At 50.8% G+C, this 23,409-nt stretch carries 21 protein-coding genes; 6 read left to right on the top strand and 15 right to left on the bottom strand.

The features are described 5' to 3' along the window. The first annotated feature begins 183 nt into the window (after positions 1-183). From BUF15_RS14255 to BUF15_RS14250, 3 genes are all read left to right on the top strand, one after another. Positions 184-1,053 carry a cache domain-containing protein gene (locus BUF15_RS14255; protein WP_073614237.1) on the top strand — a complete coding sequence of 290 codons (870 nt, stop codon included), beginning with the start codon at positions 184-186 and terminating at the stop codon, positions 1,051-1,053. A 92-nt stretch (positions 1,054-1,145) separates the two neighbouring features. Further along, a complete protein-coding gene (locus BUF15_RS28360; RefSeq protein ID WP_159441306.1) occupies positions 1,146-1,280 on the top strand; it encodes a HAMP domain-containing protein in 135 nt (44 codons plus the stop codon). Beyond that, complete coding sequence (locus BUF15_RS14250; RefSeq protein WP_073614236.1) at positions 1,277-1,849, top strand: DUF4388 domain-containing protein; 573 nt, start codon at positions 1,277-1,279, stop codon at positions 1,847-1,849. Before BUF15_RS28360 ends, BUF15_RS14250 begins: the two co-directional genes overlap by 4 nt. 151 nt (positions 1,850-2,000) lie before the next feature. Here BUF15_RS14250 and BUF15_RS14245 read toward each other — a convergent pair whose 3' ends face one another. The 14 genes from BUF15_RS14245 to BUF15_RS14175 all read right to left on the bottom strand — a co-directional run bounded on the left by BUF15_RS14245 (position 2,001) and on the right by BUF15_RS14175 (position 18,781). After that, positions 2,001-2,714, bottom strand: coding sequence for an HD domain-containing protein (locus BUF15_RS14245; RefSeq protein ID WP_073614235.1), 714 nt, complete (start codon positions 2,712-2,714; stop codon positions 2,001-2,003). A gap of 212 nt (positions 2,715-2,926) precedes the next feature. Beyond that, positions 2,927-3,685 (bottom strand): ATP-binding protein, encoded by a 759-nt coding sequence (locus tag BUF15_RS14240; RefSeq protein WP_073614234.1) that lies wholly within the window; start codon positions 3,683-3,685, stop codon positions 2,927-2,929. Positions 3,686-3,850: 165 nt separating this feature from the next. Next, positions 3,851-4,780, bottom strand: coding sequence for a CoB--CoM heterodisulfide reductase iron-sulfur subunit B family protein (locus tag BUF15_RS14235; protein ID WP_073614233.1), 930 nt, complete (start codon positions 4,778-4,780; stop codon positions 3,851-3,853). Then, positions 4,777-6,498, bottom strand: a complete 1,722-nt coding sequence (locus BUF15_RS14230) for a 4Fe-4S dicluster domain-containing protein (protein WP_073614232.1) — start codon at positions 6,496-6,498, stop codon at positions 4,777-4,779. Before BUF15_RS14230 ends, BUF15_RS14235 begins: the two co-directional genes overlap by 4 nt. A 428-nt stretch (positions 6,499-6,926) precedes the next feature. Then, a complete protein-coding gene (locus BUF15_RS14225; RefSeq protein WP_073614231.1) occupies positions 6,927-8,450 on the bottom strand; it encodes a PAS domain-containing sensor histidine kinase in 1,524 nt (507 codons plus the stop codon). A 60-nt stretch (positions 8,451-8,510) separates the two neighbouring features. Next, positions 8,511-9,533, bottom strand: coding sequence for a hypothetical protein (locus BUF15_RS14220; RefSeq protein WP_073614230.1), 1,023 nt, complete (start codon positions 9,531-9,533; stop codon positions 8,511-8,513). Between the two features lie 73 nt (positions 9,534-9,606). After that, entirely contained in the window at positions 9,607-9,990 is a 384-nt protein-coding gene (locus tag BUF15_RS14215; protein ID WP_073614228.1) for a response regulator, read from the bottom strand. Between the two features lie 48 nt (positions 9,991-10,038). Beyond that, positions 10,039-10,962 carry a methylenetetrahydrofolate reductase gene (locus BUF15_RS14210; protein WP_073614226.1) on the bottom strand — a complete coding sequence of 308 codons (924 nt, stop codon included), beginning with the start codon at positions 10,960-10,962 and terminating at the stop codon, positions 10,039-10,041. Further along, on the bottom strand, positions 10,959-11,627 hold the full coding sequence (locus BUF15_RS14205) for a methylenetetrahydrofolate reductase C-terminal domain-containing protein (protein WP_073614225.1): 669 nt from the start codon (positions 11,625-11,627) through the stop codon (positions 10,959-10,961). The genes BUF15_RS14210 and BUF15_RS14205 overlap by 4 nt, the downstream gene beginning before the upstream one ends. 34 nt (positions 11,628-11,661) lie before the next feature. After that, positions 11,662-12,102 carry a hydrogenase iron-sulfur subunit gene (locus BUF15_RS14200; RefSeq protein ID WP_073614224.1) on the bottom strand — a complete coding sequence of 147 codons (441 nt, stop codon included), beginning with the start codon at positions 12,100-12,102 and terminating at the stop codon, positions 11,662-11,664. Further along, entirely contained in the window at positions 12,102-15,143 is a 3,042-nt protein-coding gene (locus BUF15_RS14195) for an FAD-dependent oxidoreductase (protein WP_073614223.1), read from the bottom strand. The genes BUF15_RS14200 and BUF15_RS14195 overlap by 1 nt, the downstream gene beginning before the upstream one ends. 72 nt (positions 15,144-15,215) lie before the next feature. Continuing rightward, positions 15,216-16,088: a methylenetetrahydrofolate reductase gene (locus tag BUF15_RS14190; protein WP_073614222.1), complete on the bottom strand. Its 873-nt coding sequence runs from the start codon at positions 16,086-16,088 to the stop codon at positions 15,216-15,218. 174 nt (positions 16,089-16,262) lie between these two features. Further along, entirely contained in the window at positions 16,263-17,585 is a 1,323-nt protein-coding gene (locus tag BUF15_RS26600) for a (Fe-S)-binding protein (RefSeq protein WP_084554007.1), read from the bottom strand. 1,013 nt (positions 17,586-18,598) lie between these two features. Beyond that, entirely contained in the window at positions 18,599-18,781 is a 183-nt protein-coding gene (locus BUF15_RS14175) for a hypothetical protein (RefSeq protein WP_073614219.1), read from the bottom strand. 372 nt (positions 18,782-19,153) lie between these two features. Here BUF15_RS14175 and BUF15_RS14170 point away from each other — a divergent pair, with 372 nt between their 5' ends. Next, positions 19,154-20,170, top strand: coding sequence for a uroporphyrinogen decarboxylase/cobalamine-independent methonine synthase family protein (locus BUF15_RS14170; RefSeq protein WP_234981182.1), 1,017 nt, complete (start codon positions 19,154-19,156; stop codon positions 20,168-20,170). Between the two features lie 307 nt (positions 20,171-20,477). Here BUF15_RS14170 and BUF15_RS14165 read toward each other — a convergent pair whose 3' ends face one another. Then, the gene (locus BUF15_RS14165; protein WP_073614217.1) at positions 20,478-20,888 is read right to left on the bottom strand and encodes a hypothetical protein; all 411 of its coding nucleotides are present in this window, start codon (positions 20,886-20,888) and stop codon (positions 20,478-20,480) included. Between the two features lie 65 nt (positions 20,889-20,953). Between BUF15_RS14165 and BUF15_RS14160 the strand changes: the two genes are divergently transcribed. Together BUF15_RS14160 and gltA are read left to right on the top strand one after the other, a co-directional pair. Then, positions 20,954-21,790 (top strand): sulfide/dihydroorotate dehydrogenase-like FAD/NAD-binding protein, encoded by an 837-nt coding sequence (locus tag BUF15_RS14160; RefSeq protein ID WP_073614216.1) that lies wholly within the window; start codon positions 20,954-20,956, stop codon positions 21,788-21,790. A gap of 112 nt (positions 21,791-21,902) precedes the next feature. Further along, on the top strand, positions 21,903-23,315 hold the full coding sequence (gene gltA / locus BUF15_RS14155) for an NADPH-dependent glutamate synthase (protein WP_073614215.1): 1,413 nt from the start codon (positions 21,903-21,905) through the stop codon (positions 23,313-23,315). Positions 23,316-23,409: the final 94 nt, after the last annotated feature.

Here is a 23,409-nt window from a genome sequence, read left to right as displayed (position 1 = left end):
GCATGATGCTGGTGTGAATATGTATCTGTTGTTGGATTGTCCGATGAGGGCCGACCAAAACACGATACAACCAGGGAAGGAAATTTCATGCCACGATGAAATGGAAACATGGTTTCATGATTATTTTTTAAGGAATTGCAAAAGCTTAATTGAAAAGAAACTACGCGGATTGAAAGGGGAAAAATGGAAAAAGGGCAAAATGTGAAAACAGGTTCAGGTGGGTTGACTATCGTCTATCAAATTCTCATCACAATGCTGATTACAGCCCTGATCCCCATTGGCGGTTTGTGGTATATCAGCATTTACAAGGCCAGGGAAGATTGGACCGCGAACATTTACCAGGCCCTGGTTGCTAATACAGAGAACTTGAGCCAACGAGTGGATGAATGGGCGACCATGAATCTTCGAGTTCTTGATCAGAACAGTCTTGTTTCAGACATGCAATCCATGGAAGGTTCACGCCAAAGCATGGTGTTGAAAACGATAACCGATACCTACAAATGGATTTACCTCGCATTTACCATTGGTCCTGATGGCGAAAATATTGGCAGAAGTGACGGTGAGGCACCAAAGTTTTATGGAGATCGCGATTATTTCAAAGACGTGATGGCCGGTGGTGAGATGGGCCAGCAGGTATTGATGGGCAAGACCTCCGGCAAGCCTGCCTTTATTTTATCAAAACCGATCGGGAAAAACGGGGATAAGCCTGCTGGTGTCATTGCCATTGCCATGACCCTTGAGGAGCTTTCGGCAACTATCACCAGAACGCGGATAGGGAAAACCGGTTTTGCAATTCTGGTGGATGAACAGAACCGGTTGATAGCCCACGGCAAAGGCGAGATTGAAAATAAGCTTCAGGATATGGGGGGCCACCCTCTGGTTGCTGCTGGTGTAAAACCTGATCCAGATAATTTTACTTTCGACTATGAAGGGAAAAAATCGTTGCCTATACTGCTGCTACCAAACTCGGCTGGAAACTTATTGTCCAGCAGGATGCCAACGAGGCGTACAGTGCCGCTCAAAAGGCCCGGACGAATGCATTCATTCTTCTAGGCGCGACCCTGGCGATAGTTCTGGTGGTAGCAACTCTGCTGGCCCGAAGGCTTTCTCAACCAATCAGGAATCTAACCCTTATAGCTGATTAAATTAGTAAAGGTAAGCTTGGGGCCAAGATTGATGAATGCAGTAGAAGTGATGAAATAGGTGCCCTGGCGCGGGCTATCGAGCGTATGGGGGTAAGTTTGCAAATGGCAATTGACAGACTGCGGAAGACAAAATGACCCAGGAAACTGTAACGTTTGCGGAGATAGTCTCTCAATTGAAGTCGATCTGTAATGGGAAGAAGACCGGGACAATGTTTATCACCTCCCAGTTGAACCGTTCAGCGCAGATCATGGTTGAAAATGGTAGCATTGTTTACCTCTACTATTTCAATAAGCGGGGCCATGATGCGCTTATGCTCTTGCCGGAGATTCAGTCGGGACGGTATAGGTTTCAGGAGGGTTCGATACCGTCGATGCGAACTCCGTCGTTAGTCACCGACGATGTCCTCCGCTATCTCTCTGCCGCGTCAGGAGAGCTGGAGGAAGCAAGCAACAGCTCAGTAGAAGTTCCCAATAGAACCGAGCAGCAATCAACCGTAATGGTGAGCCTTTCCGACGAGCAGAAAAGGATACTCGAGGAAGGACTGGCAATTTATATCGGGCCGATGGCTTCGTTTATCTGCGAAGATCATTTGGAGAAAGCAGGTGACGTAGTATCAGCTATTGAGCGTTTGGCTGCGGAAATTCCAGAAGAAGGGCAGGCGAAATCCTTTTCTGCTGAAATGTTGCAAAGACTCTCAGACTGATCCTTCCTGTTTGGTTTTCGGTATCTCGCGCCAATCCATTTTCAGGGTGATGTTTATTCTGCGAATGGGCTGGCGCAAATAGTTCATTCTAAAAGACCATTATGTCTGAGCAGATAGCTTCTGATACACTCAGGTAGGAGACAGCGTTGTTTCAAGCAGAGGCGCTGGCAAGAAGTGTCTCCGCCAGACGGCGAGCTTCATTCGAGTGCAGTTCTGCCACGATTTTTTCAATTTCTTCAGAAGAAACAGGGTCATCCTGTTTGCATCTCTCCTCAAGAACGGCAAGTCTGGCAGCATCATCTAGAAGCTGTATTTCCAGTGCAAGATCTGTTTCTGCAGTGTTGTTTTTTTCCAATAGTGCACAAACCGCTTCCAGCATAGCAGTTTTGGTTTTTAATCGGGTGAGAATGTCGGTGGCGATCGCCGATGTTGAATTTTCGGGTTCTTCCCCAGAGCTTGTATTGCCGATATTGTGAAGATAGGCCGCGCAAAGTAGTACAGCTACATTTGCTCCTTCACTTTTCCCGAGGGTTTCGGCATAGCGGGCAACTCGTGCGGCATGGCCGATGCGGTGAAAGTCGGTTTTGAAATACCGCTTTACCTCTACGGCGACCTTGTCTTTCAATAACGCATCCTGGGCACCGGCAAACTCTTCGGGTAGGGTTCCGAGACATTGTTCGGCATATTGGCAATAGGCGGCGCAGCCGAAATCCATTTTGGGATTAACGAATCGGTGATTGCAGTGGTGACAGCGGCGGTTGGTGTCATCCTTATAGAACTCTACGGGTTTATGACATTTAGGGCAGTCGACCTCATAGATAGAGTCCTCGTTCCAGTATTGCATATCCTGACCCGGACATTTCATTTTCTCACCTCGTCTCGGTTTGTATGACTTGGTTGTGGCTGTCGTGCACAGTCGTTCTCACAGTATAAGCATAGTGTACTGGGTTGGCCGTAAAGGTGAATTGACCTGGGTCAAAAGCGGCAGGGAATTGTGGCTGTTTTTCAAAAAAAAAAGGCAAAACACCCATGAAAGGGTGTTTTGCCTCTGGTGATTACGAAACGGTTTGTAAAAAATCAGGCAGTGACCGGTGTGGACATGATCCGTCCGACAGCCTGGACTGCGAGAGAGTCATCGGGAAGTTCCATCAGTGAGCGTTTCTCCATATCAAACTCAAGCAGTGCCGGGTCATAGGGGATGGTGCCGATTATTGGAACTCCAATTTCATCCACCTCTTTTAAAAAGGCATCACTCAGTTCTTCTGGAGCACGTGTTACCACTATACCGATATTCTTGACGTTCAGTTTGAGGCTGGCCAGCATGTCATGAATCCTGCGTACGGCGCGTAGACCGCGAAGCGAGTAATCGGTCACGAGGTAGAGCATGTCCACTTTGCCGGATGTACGGCGGCTTAGGTGTTCCATACCCGCCTCATTATCTACTACAAGATATTTATAGCTTGCTTCTAACCGATCAGTGAAGTTGTTAAGGATATTGTTGACCATGCAGTAGCAACCCTGGCCTTCCTGACGGCCCATGACCAGCAGGTCGAAGGTCGGTTTTTCAATGAGTGCCTGCTCTACCAGAGTCTCCAGGTAATTGATCTTATCCATACCAGAGGGGATGCCCTGCGGATCGCGCATATAATTTTCACGGATATCGCCGATGGTGGTGTGTACGTCTACCCCCATGGTTTCGCCGAGATTGCTGTTGGGATCTGCGTCAACCGCGAGAATCGGTGTCTCACCATTGACGGAGAGATGCCGGATAACAAGTGTCGCCACAGTGGTTTTGCCAACGCCGCCTTTGCCTGCAAATGCTATTACCTTGCCCATGTGTACTCCATTCGTTATGTGGGTAAAAAGTTTGTGAGATGGTTCAAACGACATTTGATAGATATAACCATTCCTGAGATTTATGAAAGAAAAAAGCCGCCTCGCAACAAAAGTTGGGAGGCGGCTGTCAACTTGCCGGGGAAGGCAAGAGATTACAGGTAATTTTTATGAAGTAGCTTTAGCCTTTTTGCGGGATTTTTTCTCTTCCACTGGTGGCCCGAGGAGGGCGGTCAGATTACTTATATGCTGGCTGGTGATTGTCTGGTTCTGGGCTAAACCCAGTGATGCTGCATCGATACCGAGACAGAGCCCAAGCAGCTGCGGATAGAGTAATACCGGGAAGGGTTCAGCAGCCGACTCATCCTTGAGGCTGTTGACCTGTGCCGTGTCGAACTGGAGATGGCAGTAGGAACAGATGGGGGTGATGTATTGGGCTCCTGCAGCCTTGGCTCCGGATATTTTTTCATTGAGCAACCTGATCGAAAGCTCATCGTTGAAGCCGGCCAATGCGGCTCCACAACATTCAAGACGACCCAGCCAGTCGAGACTCGTCGCACCAGCAACAGCCATGAGATCTTCGGTGATTTTCGGCACGAAGGAGTCGTCGAAACCCATAATCTCCCGGGGACGAAGCAGGTGGCAGCCGTGGATTACCGCACTGTTGAGACCTTTGAAGCGGTAGACAAGCTTTTCCTTGATGGCTGCAATTCCGATATCGGTGTGGAGCACGGTAAGGTAATGCTTAATTGTGGTTGCTCCAGTATAGCGGAGCCCCTCTTTGGCTAACATCCCGTTCAGCTCAGCGGCGAGTTCGGGATTTTTAGCCATTATACTGGCAGCTTTCTTCAGACTCTGAAAGCAGCAGTTGCAGATCACCATGATATCGAGACCTGCTTTTTCCGCGACGGCGAGGTTACGTACCGAGGGCAGAATATAGGACTTTTCATCAACATTGCGCATCGGATAGCCGCAGCAATTGAAATCGCGCATGACCTGCAGCTCAACGCCGAACTTGTTCAATACTGCTTCAGTGGCAAGTGCGTACTGCTGAATGCGAACAGGGATGTTGCAGCCTTGAAAGAATGCGTATTTCATGAGTTCTCTCCAGAATCTATTTTCTTCAATGCCTTATTCTTCAGGGTATAGAAGATGTCGGTCAATTCGACTTGATTGGGGCAGTGTTCCTGGCAAAGGTAGCAGGTAGAACAGCTCCAGATCATTTTTGCGCCCATTGCAACTTCGGTGTTGCCGATCCCGATACTATAGATGAGTTGATGAGGCAGCATGTCGAGGGCTTCTATCGGGTTGTCATAACTACGTACCACGGGGCAGATATTGGTGCAGCGCTGACAGGAGTAGCAGCTCTTATAGCTCTGGTTGACCATTTCTTTTGAGCGGGAAAGTGAGAGCGGCAGTGTCAGGTCGGTCAACTTCTGCAGAGTTTTCCTGAATACCTCTTCTACGGCTTTTAACGCTTTTAGATGATCACCGGTGTATCTCTGGGCCAAGGCCAGCGGGAAAGAAAAGTGGCTGAGCAGGGTTTTTTCGGGGGTGCCATCGGCCAAAAGAGCATAACGGGCACTGACGAATATTTCTTTTAGATTGATGCCGGATGGACAGATATCGGTACATCGGTCGCAACTGGTGCAGACATAGAGCCCTTCCTGCAGGCGCTTTTTGGTTGCCCGGTCAATATCCTTACCAGCGGCCAGTTTTTTAAGAAACTGGACCTTTTCAGACGGAAGTATGAAGTCGTTGTTAAACGACTCAAAAAACATGCTCGACGAACATTCAAGAGAGCAGGAACCGCAATGTGTACAGGCGGAAAGGCCAACCATCTGACGATTGAGCAGGTTGGCAGGTGTCCCATTTTCCTTGCCAAGGATGCTGTTGACCAGAAGACTCACTGGTGCAGCCACCACATGGAACATCTTGCTGAATGGCAGCCAGGCAAGAAAGGCGAGGCAGAAAGCAGCATGAAGGAAAGTGAAGAAGCTCACAGCTGCTGAGTCACCCAATATCCAGGCAAAAGGCCTTGTTATACCTTTCAGGGTGAAGCTGGCAAAAGCGGAGCTGTTGGCTGCGTGGCATTCAATACAACTGCTACCGTTGGCCTCGCGGCCCATCTCGATCTGTTCCTGATTGATGGGGCCGGAGATATTGGGTGAAACCAAACCGTTTTCAGCAACCCAGAACGCTTCGAGGGCAAGTGTTTCATCTTCATCAAAAGCTCCATACTCCTCAACCATACCCTGGAAAATGGTGTAGGAGGAGATGCGGGAACCTTCTAGCAGCATGCCTGAGAGGATGATGCCGCCGACAAAAATAAGAGCGGCCCAATCACTTGGATAGGACTTGAGTCGCTTTGGTTTTAAAGTAATGCGACGATAAACGGCGATGCCAACCCCGGCCAGGACCATCAGGCCGAAAAGGTTGCGGAGAAAGAGATAAGGGTTCAGGGTTGACTCGTACCCGGTAAAGAGTTTCTGGCTGATTACAGTTTCCATGCCGTGCATCAGTAGCAGCAGGATGAAGCCGGTGAAGATGAGGGTATGGGCAGCCCAGCGTAACGCTGATTTCTGAATGATCCGCTGTTGAAAAAGGAGATCGGAAAAAAATGACTTGATGATGGTCACAATGCCACCGCCAAATAGAACCTTGCTTGTGGACTGAAGTCCGGCGCTGATTCTATCTCCAAGCGAAAGAGACGAGGTGGGGGGGTGGATTCCCTGAGAAAACCAGACGTATAAACGTAGAGCCAAACCGACCAGACAGATAACAACAGACAATGCCAGAAGTGTGCTGAAATTCATAATAAGTCTCTTTACCCTCTGTAATGTTGATGGATTTATCGGACTAGCGTTTCACAAAACACGAGGTGTGAAATGTCACTATCTTGCACATTCAAATGCAATGTGAACAGGCGTGCGGCTCCTCCTCAAGGCTGGGACACCATGTGGCGTTTTCTCCATGGGGCCGAGCGTCGATTGATAAATTGCATTCAGACTTGGTCGAGAACCCATCATTTCTTATAACTGGTATCGTGCGTGAATTCCACAATTCTTATAATATTTTTTTATTCTATTATTTCATTTTTCTTGTTGATTTCGACTTTAGGCAAGGGGTTTGAGATGATGATATCTCCTCATAAAACGTGATTGGATAATGTCGTAACAGATAAAAAAACACGGTGTCAGCTAGACCTGTACATGGTGTCATCAGCCTGGGAGAGAAATCGTTCTCAGCCGATTGAGACAAAGGCAAACTCGTCGGTAACCGGTTCCTCAGGGAGTTCCAGTAGAATGGTTGTTCCTTCTGGGCCTGTCGATTTGATAGAAATGGAACCCTGATTTTCCTTCATGATTCCATAAGCCATACTGAGCCCGAGGCCAGTACCCTTGCCAAGCTCTTTGGTTGTAAAAAACGGATCGAAGATCTTGGAAAGGTTTTGTTCGGGAATACCGCAGCCCGTGTCGCTCACTTCGATAAATGCCCGGTGATTCTCAAGATCCCGATAGGTGGTGAGGGTGAGGGTGCCCTTGTGCTCCATGGCGTCGAAGGCGTTAATGAGCAGGTTGATCAGCACCTGGCAGAGTTGATTTTTGTCTGCATTGACGAGAATCTGGTGGTCATCGAAATTCTTGACAACGTTGACATTCATAAAAAACTTCTGGTCACGGATAAGCGCCAGACTCTCGTTGACCATGTTATTCAGATAAAACACGGCACGGGAAGGGGCAGCCTGGCGGGAGTAGGCCAGAAGGTTCTTGACGATTTCAGTACATCGTTGGGCATCTTCTAGGATAAACCTGAGATTTTCTGAGAGGGGATGATCCGCCTCGAGGGCTTCATACATCATGTTGCCATACAGTAAAATCGAGGTGAGCGGATTGTTGATCTCATGGGCAACACCGGCGGCAAGCCGACCAATGGAGGCGAGTTTTTCCGAATGGGCCAGTTGTTCTTCAGCCTCTTCAAGCTTTTTGGCAACAGCATATTTTTCCCGAAGATCGTTGAAGATGGCGGCGGTAGCGGCTTCTCTTTCTCCTTCATAGATGATGGCGGCGGTCATCTCGACGGGAACTTCCTCTTTATTGTGGGTGAGGATATTGACGTTGGTGATGGGGAGTTTGCCTTTGCCACCGAGGGATTCATCCCGGAGTTTGCGCATGATCTCACGGGCGACTCCAGCTGGATAAAAATTTTCAATGTTGACTTCGTTGGCATCGAGAATGGAATACCCAAAAAGCTTCTCGGCCGCTTCGTTCATGAGAATAATGTTGCCGGAACGATCGGCAGCCATGATGCCGCTGACAGAGCTCTGCACGACCTTGTCGATGAGCTCACGCATCTCACTATATTTCTTTTCGAGATTTTTGACCCGGCTGATATCGCGAATCGACTCGATGATATATTTGACATTGCCGTTCTCATCGATGATCGGTGAGAAAACTCGCTCTTCCCAGCAAGGGTTGCCATCTTTGTCTTTGGTTTGAACCTGAATAGACCGGGTTTTGGCGGATTCCTTGGCGGTGAGGTGTGGGCAAAAGTCAGTGGTACAGGGGATCTTGGGGCTGCTGTGGGTGGGTAGCACGTCGTCGTGGCATGTCTTGCCAACGACCTCTTCCTCAGTAACATTGTATTTACTGAGAAAAACCTTGTTGACCGCGATGATGGTGCGGTCCGGCCTGAGAATGAGGGTCGGATACGACAGCGCATCAAAGATACGGACTCGCCAGTCAAGTTCATGTATGAATAGTTCCATAGGCCTCGTACATGCTGTAGCGATAGAACGCTTGAGGATATAGGTGGGGAGTCGTGCCGTTCAGGGGACGACAAAATCTCCAGCCAGCATATCGCGGGCACGTGTGGCCTCGCCATCACCGACTACAAGATAGACGCTGGTGCCAGTGCAACCGACCAGATGCAGAGTGATTTCCTGCTGGTTAACTGAGCGAAAAAGCGCCTCGACAATGCCATACCGGTCCTGGAAGTGGGGGCCATGAAAAAAGAGCACCTCAACCTGTTCTGTCAGTCTGGCACTTAATGTGTAGTCTTTTTGGGTGAAATTCTCAAGCTGTTGGTGAAATCTCGTAGCCACTTCCTGACGTAGGGCGAGGTAAATGCGAAGATTACCAGTGGCGGTCGTCTCCAGCAGGACCATGACAAAGCCTCGACCTTCTTCTTTGAACTGCATAAGTAGTTGACCGAGAAGTGCACAGTCTTCAGGTCGGAAGGTGAGTTCGAGCAATGCCACATCCTTCACGATGTCAATGCCATACACCCGGATTACCGGCTCCCAATAGACGGCTACAGTCTCAACCATATTTACCAGTATCGATTGGGGCCTGAAAGGTGCGTGATTATCCGGCAGGTCCAACAAGGTTGTGAGCTTTGTGACGGTGTCGTCGAGGCTCGAGTAGGGTGCTGTGAAGGAGAGTGCGGAGATCGAGGTAAGCAATCCGAAAATGGAAAGATTATCGGCGCCGCAGGTGGCGAGCACCCGGCCAAGCAGATTCAAGCTGTTGCGATGGGGGAATATGGTGACAGTTCCTACAGAATCAAGATGCTGGACCTGGCTGACCTGGTAGTCAAAATGCGGAAAAAGGCCTACGACATTGGGATGATGAACAGCCTCGATGCAAAAGCTCAAATTGAAGTTGTCGCCCGCATCTGTGAGACTGAAGTAGACAATATTGATCTGTTGTCCGGCGATTGCTTGAAGCAGCGAGGTGAGAAAATTGGGGTCGTTTTTAGGGCAGCTACAGGAGAACTGAGCCAGCTCCGGGCTCAGCTTTATCCCGCCAATGCTGATTCTGTCGTGAATCTCTGCGGGACCTTTAGGCATACCTCTCCTATGATGCGAAAAACGCCGGTCTTTTCCCAAAATTGGGGAAAAGACCGGCGGAGGGTTCTTGTTCTTACAGGTTGTCTTTGACGATGGAGACGAGCTTATCCAGATCGATCGGTTTCGGAATAAAGTCGTTTGCCAGTGTAGTTTTACCACCCATGTGGGTGTAGTTGGTTGAGCCGATGGCCTCGGTCACTGCAGTGAGAAGGACAATACAAATATCCTTGTACTCATCGGATTTTTTCAATTCATCACAAAGCGTGTAGCCGTCTTTTCGCGGCATCATGACATCGAGAATGATCAGGGCGGGGCGTTCTTCCTTGATCTTGTCCATCGCCTCGATTCCGTCATAGGCCTTGGCTACCCGGAAGTTCTCATTCTCCAGCTTCATGGAGACCATTTCCACGAGATCCGTATCGTCGTCTACGACCAAAATCAGTTGCTTATCGCTCACGTGTAATTCCTCCTTGGACGAGGTTGAATTGAGTTTTTATTATCATTTTTATACCTGAGGTCTTGGAAGAAGTCCCGCTCTTTCGCAAATTTCTGGAACTTTTTCTTCCCATTCGATTGCCATGATGTGGAAACCGGAGACACCTTCAACTTGTTTCAGTCGCTGGATGGTTTCAACACAGATTTTCACACCTTCTTCCGCCTGCTCTTCTTTGGGAACGGAAGCCATACGATCAACCAATTCCTGAGGAACGTCCATGCCTGGTACTCTTTTCTGCATGAAACGGGCGGCGCCGACGGACTTCATCGGGGTGACACCGGCCAGGATGTAGGTCTTCTTGTGCAACCCCATTTTGCGAACGCCTTCCATCCACTGCTCAAATTTCGGGACATTGAAGATGCACTGGGTTTGAATGAAGTCAGCACCGGCGTTGATTTTCTTGGCAAGGCGCATGACCCGCAGTTCAAACGGGTCGGCAAAGGGGTTTGCTGCAGCACCGATGAACATCTTTGGAGCCCCTTTGATCTCAGCACCGCCCTGGAACTTGCCTTCATCACGCATATCCTTGACCATCTTGATCATCTGGATTGAATCAAGGTCGTGAACATTGAGGGCCATTGGATGATCGCCAAATCTGGTATGGTCGCCAGAGAGGCAGAGCATGGTGTCGATGCCAAGTGAATAGGCGCCGATGATGTCTGCCTGCATGGAAAGGCGATTACGGTCACGGGATACCATCTGCAGGAGAGGGTTGAGCCCTTCCTGCTTCACTATAACCGATGCGGCAAAGCTTGACATACGAACCATAGCGGTCTGGTTGTCGGTGATGTTGACGGCATCGACAACGCCTTCCAGGTACTTGGCTTTTTCGCGAACTTTATCCGGCATACACCCGCGTGGCGGACCACATTCGCCGGTGACTGCCAGATGACCTGCGGCTAATATTTTTTCTAACTTGCTATCTGTTTTCATTCTGCCAAATCCTCTCTGATAATCTTACGGGGGCCATTGCCGATGCTGGTCCGCCAATCTTTGGCCGGGATCATTTCCACATAGTTCTCGGTCAGGCCCAGTGCTTTGAGCCGGTCCCATATGAGTTGCCATGCGCAGTCTGTATCCGGATCGATCTCGCAGCTGCCTTTGGTAGAACCGCCACAGGGGCCGTTCATCAGTCGTTTGGCACATCTGGCGATGGGGCAGATGCCACCGGTCTGGCCGAGCAGACAGTTGCCGCAACCCTGGCAGCGTTCAGCCCAGACGCCCTGACGTTCGGAAGCGCCCATAAATTTGGTATTTACTGCAGGAAAGACCGGCTTGTCCTTGTAACGGCCGGCGATGGTCTGTACGCCACAGCCACAGGCCATGGACAGTACAGCGTCGGCACCGTCGATCAAGGAGTTGAGCTCTTCGACATACTCGGGATCGCATTGGCGCTCCAGGGTGTGCTCGCGGATTTCCACGCTCTTGCCCTGTTGCAGAAGAGCCATATGCAGCCCGGAGGCAAGCAGTCCGACTTCCTTGCGGCCACCGGCGGCACAGACCGTGACGCACTCATTGCAGCCGACGAGCAGGACTTTTCGAAAAGGCGCGACGCAGGCTATGATTTCTTCTAAAGGTTTACGTTCAGCGGTGATCATTGTAATTCATTCTCCTTCTTGGGTTAACCTCTGCTCACGCAGCCTCTCCCTTTAACTGGGCCTTGGCAACATTGATCGGACTTGGTCCAAGCTCCCGGATTTTTTCCGTCATGTCCTTGGCGGTCTGGGCGAACTGAAAACCCATGCCCGCCGACATGCGAAACATTGCCAGCCTCTCGCTTTCGATACCTAACTCTTCCAAATACTTCTTGACGTAGGCGACCCTGCTGGCTGCCCGGTCATTACCATTGTTGAAATGGCAGTCGCCTTTGAGGCAACCGGCGACATAGACGCCGTCGGCACCTTTTTCAAAAGCTTTGACCAAATGCAGGGCGTCAACCTTGCAGGAACAGGGGACGCGAATGATTTTGACATTGGAGGGATAGGTGAGTCTCTGGGTCCCAGCCATATCCGCCGCGGTATAGGCACAGTAGTGGCAGCAGAAGGCCACAATTACCGGTTCAAAATTTTCCATTATGCTTCCACCTTCTCAAAAAGTTCTTCCAGCTTGGCGAGTATCCGGTCATCCTCGAACTCCATAAGCTGAATGGCTTTGGCCGGACATTCGGAGACGCAGGCACCGCAGCCATGGCACTTGGCAGGATCGATCTCGGAGTACCTGTCAGCATTGATAAACGGAATATCAAACGGACAGGCCCGTACGCAGACCAGACAGGTTGCGCACTTCTTCTTGTCGACCCTTGCAACCCGCGCACCGAGGTTTATGACATCGCGTGCGAGCATGGTTTGGGCGCGCGATGCAGCGGCCCGTGCCTGGGTAACGCTTTCCCGAATGGTCTTGGGCGAATGGGCGGTTCCCGCGACAAAGAAGCCGGGTACCGGTAGATCCACCGGTCTGAGTTTGACATGATCTTCAAGGAAATAGCCGTCGACGGTGCGCGGCAGCTTGAAGGTCATCGCCAATTCCTCGTTGGAATCGTGGTCGGCGATAAGACCGGTGCTGAGGCAGAGGCAGTCGGCACTGACCGTGACCTTCATCCCGAGAATCGGGTCATGGTAGGTGACATCCACCAGTCCGTCCACCGCATCGACCTGCGGGGTATTGTCGAGGTCGTAGCGTACAAACATGACACCTTTTGCCCTGGCTTTGCGATAATACTCTTCCTGCCGTCCGTAGGTCCGCATATCCCGGTAGAGCACAAAAATGCGTGCGTTGGGGTTCAACTCCAGAATACGGAGTGAATTTTTCACGGCGTTCTGACAGCAGATGCGGGAACAGTTGGGATTGTCCGGAATGCGCGAACCGACACACTGAATCATCACCACGTTGTCCCAGCCTTTTACGACATCCGGCTGTTCCTCGATCAGATTCTGGATCTCGATCTGGGTGACGACCTTGTCGCATTCATCGAGCATGTAGGCTTTGGGGCGGTTAGGCTTAGCCCCGGTGGCCATAATTGTTACTCCGTGCTCAATCTGACGGTAGAACATCTGTCGTCCAACCTGCATACCGGTCTTGAACATACCCGGCATACCGATATGATCAACGATCAGGGCGCTTGTGATTACTTCAATATTCTCATGAGCCTTGGTTTTGGCGACCAAGTCTGCCACAAACTCCTGAACGTTTGCACCCTCAAGGGTTTTCTTCAGCTTGTTGGCAACGCCGCCAAGCTCTTTGGTCTTTTCAGCGAGGTAGACTTTCGAGCCTTTGTCTGCCAGCTCAAGCGCCGTGGTCATACCGGTAACGCCCCCACCGACAACCAGTACATCCTTGTTCATCGGCAAGGTATAATCGGCTAGCGGTTGGGCCTTGACTGCTGCGGCTGTGGCCATTCGGATCAGCTCACAGGCCTTGGCAGTGGCTTTTGCCGGATCGCCAGAATGTACCCAGGTAGCCTGTTCACGGATATTGGCGATTTCGAGCAGATATTTATTGAGTCCTGCACTCTTCAAGAGATCCTGGAATTTTTCCTGATGAGTTCTTGGCGAACAGCCGCCGATAACTACCCGGTTGATTCCTTCTTCCTCGATAGCGCTTTTGATGATGGCCATCGATTCCCGACTGCAACCATGGCCGACTGCTTTGGCCACCGCAACATTGGAGAGTTTCAGGGCATCTTCAACGAGCGTCTCGACGTTGACGGTGGAGCCGATGTTCTCGCCGCAGTCGCAGATAAAGACGCCGACCTTCGGCTCTTCGCCGGTGACTTCACGCTCGGCCGGGAAGAGATCTTCAGTGTCTTCTTCGACTTTTACGCTGGCAACGTCGCCGGATGCAAGGCAGGCGGCTGCGCTGGCCTGAACCATCGTTTCCGGTATATCTTTCGGGGCCTCGAAGGTGCCGCAGACATAAATTCCGGGAACGGAAGTGGCGTGGGCATTGAAGCCTTCTGTTTTCGGAAAGCCGTCGCTATGGAGGTCAATTCCCATCTTGCCGGCCAGGACTTTGACATCATCGGCCACCTTAAAGCCGGTGGAAAGCACTACCATGTCAAAATCTTCATCGTGCTGCTGGGTCGAACCGTCGTTGGTGTAGGAGAGTTTCAGTTTGGTCTCTCCCTCAGGCTGCAGAATACTGTGCGGTCGACTATGGACCAGGCGAACACCGAACTCATTGACTGCTCGCTGAAGATACAGCTCGTAGTCTTTGCCGAAGGTACGCATGTCCATGTAGAAGATGGTGGTTTCGATATCGTCACCGAAGCGCTCACGGGTCACCATAGCTTCTTTCAAAGCGAACATGCAGCAGGCGCTCGAGCAGTATTCGCCTGAGCCCTTTTGCAGACCGCGGGAGCCGATACACTGGATCCAGGCGATCTTTTTCGGCTGTTCACCGTTGGAAGGCCGAGTCAATTTGCCCATGGTCGGCCCGGATGCAGAGAGGATCCGCTCATACTCAAGGGCGGTTACCACATCGGGGTTGGTAGCATAGGCGAGATAGTCGAGATGACTGGGATCAAAAAGGGCCGCACCGGGGCTGAAGACGATGGCGCCGCACTTTACTTCCTGGTTTCTGCCCAGATCATCCGGAACGATGGCCCCGGTCGGACAGACTTTCATCAACGCTTCCACATCACTGCACTTGGCGAGATCCACCGCGTAGGCTTGCGGAGTTGACTGGGGATAGCGCATACAGGTGGGGGCACGATGATCAAGACCCGGAGTGAAGGTGACGCACTCCGGAAACGCTTTATAGCACGCGCCGCAGGCGGTGCATTTGTCGAGGTTGATATATCTGGGAGCGGTTTTCAGACTGACGGTGAAGTTGCCTTTTTCGCCCTTGACGTCGGTTACGCTGGTTAAAGAGAGCAACTCGATATGCTTCTGGCGACTGCCTTCCGAAAGATGCGGGGCGAGTGTGCACAGATCGCAGTTGTTGGTCGGAAAAGTACGGTCAAGCTGGGTCATCAGGCCGCCGATTGCCGGGGCTTTATCCACCAGGATAACATCCTTTTCCGCCTCTGCCAGATCGAGAGCTGTACGGATACCACCGAGACCTCCGCCGATAACAAGTACCTTGTTGCTGCTTTGGAGTCTATTTGTGTTCTGCATTTCTACCCTTCATTTGCACAGGTTAAGCAGGGTTGAACAACATAATATTTGGTTCTTGTCCCTGTGTTCCGATCAGATTCCGGCTGCGTCGAGTATCTCGGGCAGTTTGTATTCCCAGCCTAGGGTCTGGATCATGACGCCCTGGGCGAGTTCGCGAAGTGCTGCGATGGTTTCGCCTGCGATCTTGATGCCTTCAAGCTCCCGCTCTTTGGATTTGCGGATGCGGCTGATAACATCTTCGGAGATATGGGCCCCAGGATCGGTGGAGGCGATGTACTGGGCGATGGCCAGGGATTTGATGAGGAACACGGTGGGGATAACTGGAACACCAAGTTCTTTCACCTTGGCATAGAATCCTTTGAAATGCTCCATATCGAAAACCGGCGGGGTGATGATGTATTTGGCGCCAGCTTCGACTTTGGCCTTGGCCAGTTTCAGTTGTGCTTCCATACTTTTGGGGTCGGTATATGGACCAAAAGTGCAGCCTGTGTTAAAGGAGGGGATGCCGTCAAGCTCAAACCCTTCCATGTCCTTACCCTTCTGGAGTTTGCCGATTGCCTCGAGCAGCTGGACCTCGTCGATATCGTTGACCGGCTTTGCCTCGCGGTGATCGCCTTCGGTGATATCCTCGCTGTGGGCAACAATCAGATTCTGGACACCCAGCACATGGGCAGCCAGAATGTCGCCCTGCAGGGCCATACGGTTGCGGTCTCGACAATAGACATGCATGATGGCCTCAATGCCCTGTTGCTGCATCAGGACTCCGCCGCCAAGAGCACTCATCCGCATGATGCCGTTATCCATGCCGGGGATAACCACTGCATCTACCTTGCCCTTGACCTTGCGGGCATCATTGACCAGGCGGGAGATGTTTACCCCTTTCGGGGTATGCATTTCCGCCAGCACGACGAATTCCTTTGCTGCCAATCGTTTCTGAAAAGTCATACGTTTTAGCTCCTTTTCAATTTGTTGATCACCCCGCAAAAAGCGTCCAGCCTTGCAGGACAGACAGTCTGATCGATCATCTGCAAGGCTGGAAATTTATATATTTTCAGCCTTTTTGCGGAACCAACAATCAGTTCCGGTGTTCAATCGTTTCCCGGTGCATCAGCCTAAATCTCAGTACAGAGAAGATTCTGGGTGGAAAACGTCTACATCTTTCAAGTCGTCACCTAAGTACGTTCTCTCGTTTGGTCCAAGAATGCCCAAAGAGAGGCAGATGAGCGTCCAGATGTGTACGGTCTGGTATGTTCCACCGAAATGATGCCCGATATCATGGACCTGCGCGTGGCAGTTGTGGCAGCCGGTGATACAGTAGTCGGCTCCGGTCTCAATAATCTGGTCAAACTTCTTCTTGCCGTAAGCCCGGCGTTCTTCGGTGAATCCTGACTGCAGGAATCCGCCACCGCCGCCGCAGCAGTAGTTGTTTGACTTGTTGGGTGTCATCTCAATGACGTTCTCCTCACCAACCACGGATTTGATCACGAACCGAAGGTCATCGGCGATTTCGTCGCCAAAGCCCTTGCGCACGATCTGACAGGGATCCTGAATGGTGAACTTCACTTTGCGTTCTCTGTTCCACTCTGAGCTGACTTTCAGTCGGCCCTCGCGGATCCATTTGGCATAGTACGAATAGATTGAGGCAACTTCAAATTTGTGGTCAATTCCGAATTTTTTCAGTCCGGCCCGGACTGAGAATGTTATGTGTCCTCACTCCGTATTGAGAAAGACCTTGCACCCCAGGTCATCTGCCTGCTTCGCCGAAACCCTGGTGACATGCTCCCAGCACTGATTGTCTGCCAGGAACAGACAATAGTTTTCCGCGGCCCAGCCTTTGGATCCGTAGGTCCAGTCAACGCCGGCCAGATGCAGGATTTTCCAGAGCGGTACCATCTCGTCCGGTTCGGTTACCGGTTCGCGGGAGTTCTGATTGAGAAAGAAATGCGCACCTTCTTTGTCGATAGGGGCGACCATATCGGCGAATTCGGGTTGTGCTTCCTGATATTCAGCCAGGACATCTTCAACGACGAATACAAAATCGTCGGGGGCTGTGCCCATGGCGCTGTTAGAGGGGTTCCTAAGGGCCATGTCACAGGAATCTCGGATGCCCTTGGGGCGTTGGTCGCGAGGCCATGTGCCTCGTGCATTAAAAACCAACTGAGGGATGTCGATCTTCATGGGGCAGACATAGATGCACCGTTGACACATGGTACACATCCAGACCCAGGGAGTCGTGGTCACTTCTTCATCCATGCCCATGGCGCACATCCGGAGAAACTTGCGGGGATCCATATCCGCAAGACCGGTGGCTGGACATCCTGAGGCGCAGGCGCCGCAGGTGAGACAGAGGTTCAAGTTCCCGCCTTCCGGCAGAATCTCCTTAACCTTGTCCATGAAGAAGCTCTCTTTCTTGCCTTTGATTTTGATACTGCTTTCTGCCATAAACTCAATCCTCTTTCTGCCCTGCCCGCGTTAACGGGGCAGGATAACTCGATTGTCAGTCAGAACGAACAACATCACGCTTCAGGCAGCGGTAGACGCACCGCCAGTCATGTCGCAGCTGTACCTCCATGATGGTTGAGAGCGGTTCGTGGTTTTCCGTGCAGACAAAAAGGGCGTCGCCCCGGCTCTGCTTGCGCGGAGTATCGGATTTTTCTGCTGTGCTAAATTCGAACTACCCGTGTTGACAAGAGAAAACACTGTTTTCTGGAAACATTGCTGTCCGGCCACGGGTAGTTGGGTAGTAAAGATACTGGATGTGACAGTATGGCGGGTGAGAGGGAGATTCGGTGATAATGTAGTACTCACAATCATCGCCTTACCCGCAATGTTGAACAGGGTGGTGTTGACGGGATACCGCAGGGCGGAAAAGACGACAAGCCGCAGTTTCCGCGTCGGTTGCTACGACGGGCAGCATCAGGTGAGAATATGTAAGTAGACTGTACCTCATACAACATGAACCTTGTTATGTCGTCAGTAGTCGGGGGGGCAGCGCTGGGTAGGTCGCGATGTGTTGCGTTATCCGAGCGGCTGCTCTCCAGCCCTTGCCAGTCAAGCAGAATCGAATCTACAGACAGGGATTTTAAAAGTCAATTATTTAGATTGGCTCTAAAATTGTCATAAGGTGACGAGAGGGCGTTGATGATTGAGAAGGGAATCGGCGTTGACGTAAGCGGAGATTCAGCAGTTATGGGCAATTGCGAGTAACCACCTCACCTGAATCGAACCAGTGACAGGCCATTTTTTCTTGAATATCAATAAGAGTTAAGTGGTTGCTCAATATATCTGAAGGATACGGAGTGGTAGTATCGCCTTGAAAGCGCAGGGAAACATGAGGTGATAGTGCAATGTGGGCCTAAGGTGCAAGGTGGGTCGAAGGATTGACCAGATATGAAAGGCTGGAGATCATGCAGCCCTCCCCCTGACCGTCCGAATGGGCAAGGGGAGGGGAGGGATCAGTTCTCGATGGCGAAACGAGCCAGGGTGGATTTTACCGGGACAAACTCACCGATGGGAACAAGCTTTTTATTGGTGCTGTTACAGTCAACAACTACTTTCCAGAGGGCATCAAGCTGCTTTGCTTCGTTATCATTTTCAGGGGTGATTTCCACTACATTTTTGTCTATTGCGATTTTCATGGTTGTGCTCCTCGAGGTAAAGAAATTCAGAATCTTGAAGTTTGGAGGCCACTCTGGTAATCAGGCATGGCCCTAAATGTTGCCCGGTATGGGCCTGCCCCAACCGGGTGCACTTCTTGCTCGCAATTTTTTTTTTACATTTGCGAAATTCATGAGATACTCAATGGTTACCTGTAAAGCATAACATACAATAGTATTTGAGTGGCGAAGAGGGAAGGGCTGATACCAAAAAAAGTGGTTATTAATTAGAGGCAAGTTTTTGGAGATTCTGGATTTTTGGAAAAACGCACTGTCCATCATACATGAACGAAGGTATTGAAGATGTCTGATTTTACGCCATGTTGTTTGCCGCTTCTTATAGGAAGCGTCCCTTTGAATGATCACCGCCAGGCGGTGGAAATGATTTTCGCCCATACACCGCAACTACCAATCTGGCCGCAGCTGCCGATGTATCGGGAGGAGGGGATGATTCCACAGTTTCTGTCTGGATATCCAGGTGTTGACGACTGTGATGGCAAGACCTTCATCAATATGGAGCGGGAGAGTTTTGATGAGGAGTTCCTCGCTTTTTTCGAGGAGTATCTCCTTGTTTCCGAGGGGGCATCGGATCTTGAAGATTCAAGGTTTGCACTTACCCCGCAAGTAGCGAAAGGTTTTTTCGAATTCCTCGATGTTGCCGCAGAAAGGAAAAACGAGCTGGTTGGTCTTAAAGGGCAGATCACCGGTCCTGTAACGTTTTGCACTGGTGTAGTTGACCAGGCTGGCCGGGCGATATTCTATAACGATCAGCTGCGGGATGCGGCCATCAAGATGCTGGCCTTGAAAGGTGCCTATCAGGCCCGACGTATGGCCCAGATCGCCCGTCCTGCTCTTGTTTTCTTTGATGAGCCTGGGTTATCTGGTTTTGGTACCTCTGCCTTTATTACCATCAGCAAAGAGGATATCATTCAATGCCTTGCAGAGGTGTTTGCCGCTGTCAAGGCAGAAGGCGGACTGACCGGTGTCCATGTTTGCGCCAATACCGAATGGTCACTGCTCTTTGAAGCGGGTGTGGATGTGCTGAGCTATGACGCCTATGGCTTTTTTGACCGTTTGGTACTTTATCCAAAAGAGCTGAAAAGTTTTCTGGAACGGGGCGGCATTCTTGCCACCGGTATTGTCCCAACAGCTGCCGATTTGATCGATAACGCCACGGTAGATGAGCTGGTTGAGATGTGGTATTCACAGACAGCACAGCTTGAAGCGTTGGGTATTAATGGTGAAACGATCTTCCGGCAGACACTGATCACACCCAGCTGCGGAACCGGTACGGTGAGTGTGGAGCAGGCGCGTAAGGTGATGGAGCTTACTCGTAACGTCTCTGCCGCTATTCGAGCAAAACTGGGTTGATTATCATTTACTGACGCCCCGAGGCAATCTGCTCCGGGGCGTCAGGGTCTTCATTTCTTTTCTTCGTCACTTTCCCCGATAGCTGTATCTTCCTGCGCGTTTTTTTGTAGGTAGACAATTTCTGCACGGAATCCTTTAGGAACATTTTTACTCACCCAGACGGTGACTTTCGACGCATGAATCATGGTAATTGTGTTTGCGGGTTTCCGAGATGACGTGGCTTCTCGTAAAAGGCAACGATTCAGGTTTAACGAAGTCTGTCAATCTGTTACAGTGTTGGACGCACCCGACGCGTAATGCTAATACATCATTTGCAATCAGTTCTGACGCCGTCTGTGAACTCGCGGACAAGAGAAATCTGTGTTCCTGACATGACTATTGTGCAATATGATGAGCCTTGGTCTGTGGTGTTTTGGCGGGTGCCAATGTGCACAAAATGTTTAGTTCGCACAATTTGTTGGTTTGGTGCAAAGGGCTGGAAAATATCAAAATAACGAATTTTGCTGAAAAATATTTTCTGGCTTGACGGGAACCAAGAAAATGGGCTAAGCGTTGCCTGATGTGAAAACGTTTGGTCAGTTTCAGGCCTCGAATTATCCACGAGATGAATCGACGAGGTATGGCGTCTGATAGTGATAATTTGCATTGCAGTAGCGAGTGCCGACTTCCGAGTCACATTCTCTGCCAGCAGGCTTTTCGATTTTTTGAAGTTCATCATCGTATCGTCGTTACAACTGGGCATGTCATGTTCAGTCCAATGGTATTTTTAACCCGGAGGAAAGTATGTTTAAGATTGTGAGACGTGAAGAAATGGCTGAAGGGACGGTAATCCTTAATGAAATCGAGGCGCCGCTCATCGCAAAGAAGGCCAAACCCGGTCAATTCATTATCCTGAAGGCTAACGAGGAAGGTGAAAGAATTCCGTTGACAATGGCGGAGACCAACCCTGAGAAAGGCACTGTCACCATCATTTATATGGTCGTCGGTAAGTCCACTGCATTGTTCAGGGACATGAAAGTGGGCGATGTTTTTCAGGATGTCATTGGTCCTCTGGGCAAGGCAACACACATCGAGAAGGTCGGCAAGGTTATCTGCGTAGGCGGTGGTACCGGTGTTGCTGTTTTGCATCCAATCACCCGTGCCTTAAAAGAGATCGGCAACGACGTGACCTGCATTATAGGTGCACGTAATAAGAGCCTGCTCATCCTTGAAGAACAGATGAAAGCCGCTTCCAATGACCTGCGGATTTGTACTGACGATGGTTCTTACGGCCATCACGGTTTTGTCACTGAGGTAATGAAAGAAGTGCTGCAGCAGGGCGACGTGAAACTGGTAGTTGGAATCGGCCCTGTGCCGATGATGAAGGCTGTTTCCAATATCACCAAAGAGTTCAACGTTCCCACCATGGTGAGCCTGAACCCGATTATGGTTGACGGCACCGGCATGTGCGGCGGTTGCCGTGTTTCCGTCGGTGGCGAGACAAAATTTGCCTGTGTTGACGGACCTGAGTTTGACGGCCATCTGGTCGATTATGACGAGCTGATCATGCGTCTTCGGGCTTATCAGGAAGAAGAAAAGAAATGCCATAGCGATTACTGTACCATCCGGGATGCCAAGTAGGCTCCTGTTCGAACCGAATGCAGGCTGAGTTGCCGAAATCGGTCCGGAATGCCTGAACTGCTGTGATGAAAAAACGTAGCGAGAAAACTCGTTTCCATACATGGAGGATAGAATGGCGGAGAAAGCAGTGAATAAAGAGAAGAAAGGCAGAATCCCGATGCCCGAGCAGGATCCGAAGGTGCGGGCCAGAAATTTTCTTGAAGTACCTACCGGTTACACCCCGAAAATGGCGCAGGAAGAGGCTTCGCGCTGCCTGCAGTGTAAAAAGCCTGCTTGTGTGCAGGGATGTCCGGTCGGTGTTGATATTCCCGGTTTTATCGATCTGTTGAGCCAGGGCGATTTGACCGGTGCCATCCGCAATCTTTGGAGTAAGAATGCCTTGCCGGCGGTCTGCGGTCGTGTCTGTCCGCAGGAAAGCCAGTGTGAAGGGCAGTGTATCCTTGGTAAGAAAGGTGAGGCGGTTGCTATCGGTAACCTTGAGCGTTTTTGTGCTGACTATGAGCGTGAGAACGGCACCGGTGAATTGCCGCCGAAGGCTGCGCCAACCGGTAAGAAGGTTGCAGTGGTAGGCTCCGGTCCTTCCGGACTGACCGTGGCTGGCGATTTGATCGTCAAAGGCCATGACGTGACCATTTTTGAAGCCTTCCATAAGCCGGGTGGCGTCCTTGTCTATGGTATCCCTGAGTTTCGTCTGCCCAAAGCCATCGTTGCCCAGGAAGTCAACTTCCTTGAGCGCCTTGGCGTAAAAGTTGTCTGTAATGCAGTTGTTGGTAAAACCGTCAGTCTTGATGAGCTTTTCGAGGAAGGGTTTGATGCTATCTATATCGGCGTTGGCGCCGGCCTGCCTCGTTTTATGAACATCCCTGGTGAGAACCTGGTTGGCATTCTTTCCGCCAACGAATACCTCACCCGCGCCAACCTGATGAAGGCCTATAAGTATCCCGAAGTAGATACCCCAATTCCATTAGGTAAAAATGTCACCGTGCTGGGAGCGGGCAACGTTGCCATGGATGCCGCTAGAACAGCTATGCGTCTTGGCGCAGAGAGCGTGAAAATCGTCTATCGTCGATCTCGTGAAGAGATGCCCGCCCGTGGTGCGGAAATTCACCATGCGGAAGAAGAGGGTATTGAGCTCTTCCTGCTCACCAATCCGACCAAATATATCGGTAATGATAATGGTCGCCTGATTGGGATGGAATGTTTGAAGATGGAACTCGGCGAACCGGATGCTTCAGGGCGTCGTCGTCCGGTTGCGATAAAGGGCTCGGAGTTCGAGATCGAGACAGATCTCTGTATCGTCGCCGTTGGCTCCGGCGCCAATCCTCTTCTCACCGCGGAGACCCCAAAAATTCAGCTGAACAAATGGGGGAACATCCATGCTGATGAAAAGAACGGCAAAACCACAATGAAGGGTGTCTGGGCCGGTGGAGATATTGTCACTGGTGCCGCGACCGTCATTCTGGCCATGGGCGCAGGCCGTCAAGCCGCCGACTCCATGCATGAGTATTTGACGCTGGGGTGGTAGAGCGTTAGCTGTTTTTGAAGGAATAAAGCCCGTCGGATTGCCGGCGGGCTTTTTTTTTCGAAAGTCAAATAGTGATCCTAAACAGGGCCTATTC

The organism is Desulfopila aestuarii DSM 18488, assembly GCF_900143695.1.
GTDB lineage: Bacteria > Desulfobacterota > Desulfobulbia > Desulfobulbales > Desulfocapsaceae > Desulfopila > Desulfopila aestuarii.
The sequence above is the reverse complement of the archived record's forward strand: the minus strand, read 5'-3'. Positions and strand labels throughout refer to the sequence as shown.

Excerpts from the sequence above, each read along its gene's own strand:
- BUF15_RS14255 (WP_073614237.1), top strand. The coding sequence starts at position 184 with ATGGAAAAAGGGCAAAATGTGAAAACAGGTTCAGGTGGGTTGACTATC.
- BUF15_RS14250 (WP_073614236.1), top strand. The coding sequence starts at position 1,277 with ATGACCCAGGAAACTGTAACGTTTGCGGAGATAGTCTCTCAATTGAAG.
- BUF15_RS14245 (WP_073614235.1), bottom strand. The coding sequence starts at position 2,714 with ATGAAATGTCCGGGTCAGGATATGCAATACTGGAACGAGGACTCTATC.
- BUF15_RS14240 (WP_073614234.1), bottom strand. The coding sequence starts at position 3,685 with ATGGGCAAGGTAATAGCATTTGCAGGCAAAGGCGGCGTTGGCAAAACC.
- BUF15_RS14235 (WP_073614233.1), bottom strand. The coding sequence starts at position 4,780 with ATGAAATACGCATTCTTTCAAGGCTGCAACATCCCTGTTCGCATTCAG.
- BUF15_RS14230 (WP_073614232.1), bottom strand. The coding sequence starts at position 6,498 with ATGAATTTCAGCACACTTCTGGCATTGTCTGTTGTTATCTGTCTGGTC.
- BUF15_RS14225 (WP_073614231.1), bottom strand. The coding sequence starts at position 8,450 with ATGGAACTATTCATACATGAACTTGACTGGCGAGTCCGTATCTTTGAT.
- BUF15_RS14220 (WP_073614230.1), bottom strand. The coding sequence starts at position 9,533 with ATGCCTAAAGGTCCCGCAGAGATTCACGACAGAATCAGCATTGGCGGG.
- BUF15_RS14210 (WP_073614226.1), bottom strand. The coding sequence starts at position 10,962 with ATGAAAACAGATAGCAAGTTAGAAAAAATATTAGCCGCAGGTCATCTG.
- BUF15_RS14205 (WP_073614225.1), bottom strand. The coding sequence starts at position 11,627 with ATGATCACCGCTGAACGTAAACCTTTAGAAGAAATCATAGCCTGCGTC.
- BUF15_RS14200 (WP_073614224.1), bottom strand. The coding sequence starts at position 12,102 with ATGGAAAATTTTGAACCGGTAATTGTGGCCTTCTGCTGCCACTACTGT.
- BUF15_RS14195 (WP_073614223.1), bottom strand. The coding sequence starts at position 15,143 with ATGCAGAACACAAATAGACTCCAAAGCAGCAACAAGGTACTTGTTATC.
- BUF15_RS14190 (WP_073614222.1), bottom strand. The coding sequence starts at position 16,088 with ATGACTTTTCAGAAACGATTGGCAGCAAAGGAATTCGTCGTGCTGGCG.
- BUF15_RS14175 (WP_073614219.1), bottom strand. The coding sequence starts at position 18,781 with ATGAAAATCGCAATAGACAAAAATGTAGTGGAAATCACCCCTGAAAAT.
- BUF15_RS14165 (WP_073614217.1), bottom strand. The coding sequence starts at position 20,888 with ATGATGAACTTCAAAAAATCGAAAAGCCTGCTGGCAGAGAATGTGACT.
- BUF15_RS14160 (WP_073614216.1), top strand. The coding sequence starts at position 20,954 with ATGTTTAAGATTGTGAGACGTGAAGAAATGGCTGAAGGGACGGTAATC.
- gltA (WP_073614215.1), top strand. The coding sequence starts at position 21,903 with ATGGCGGAGAAAGCAGTGAATAAAGAGAAGAAAGGCAGAATCCCGATG.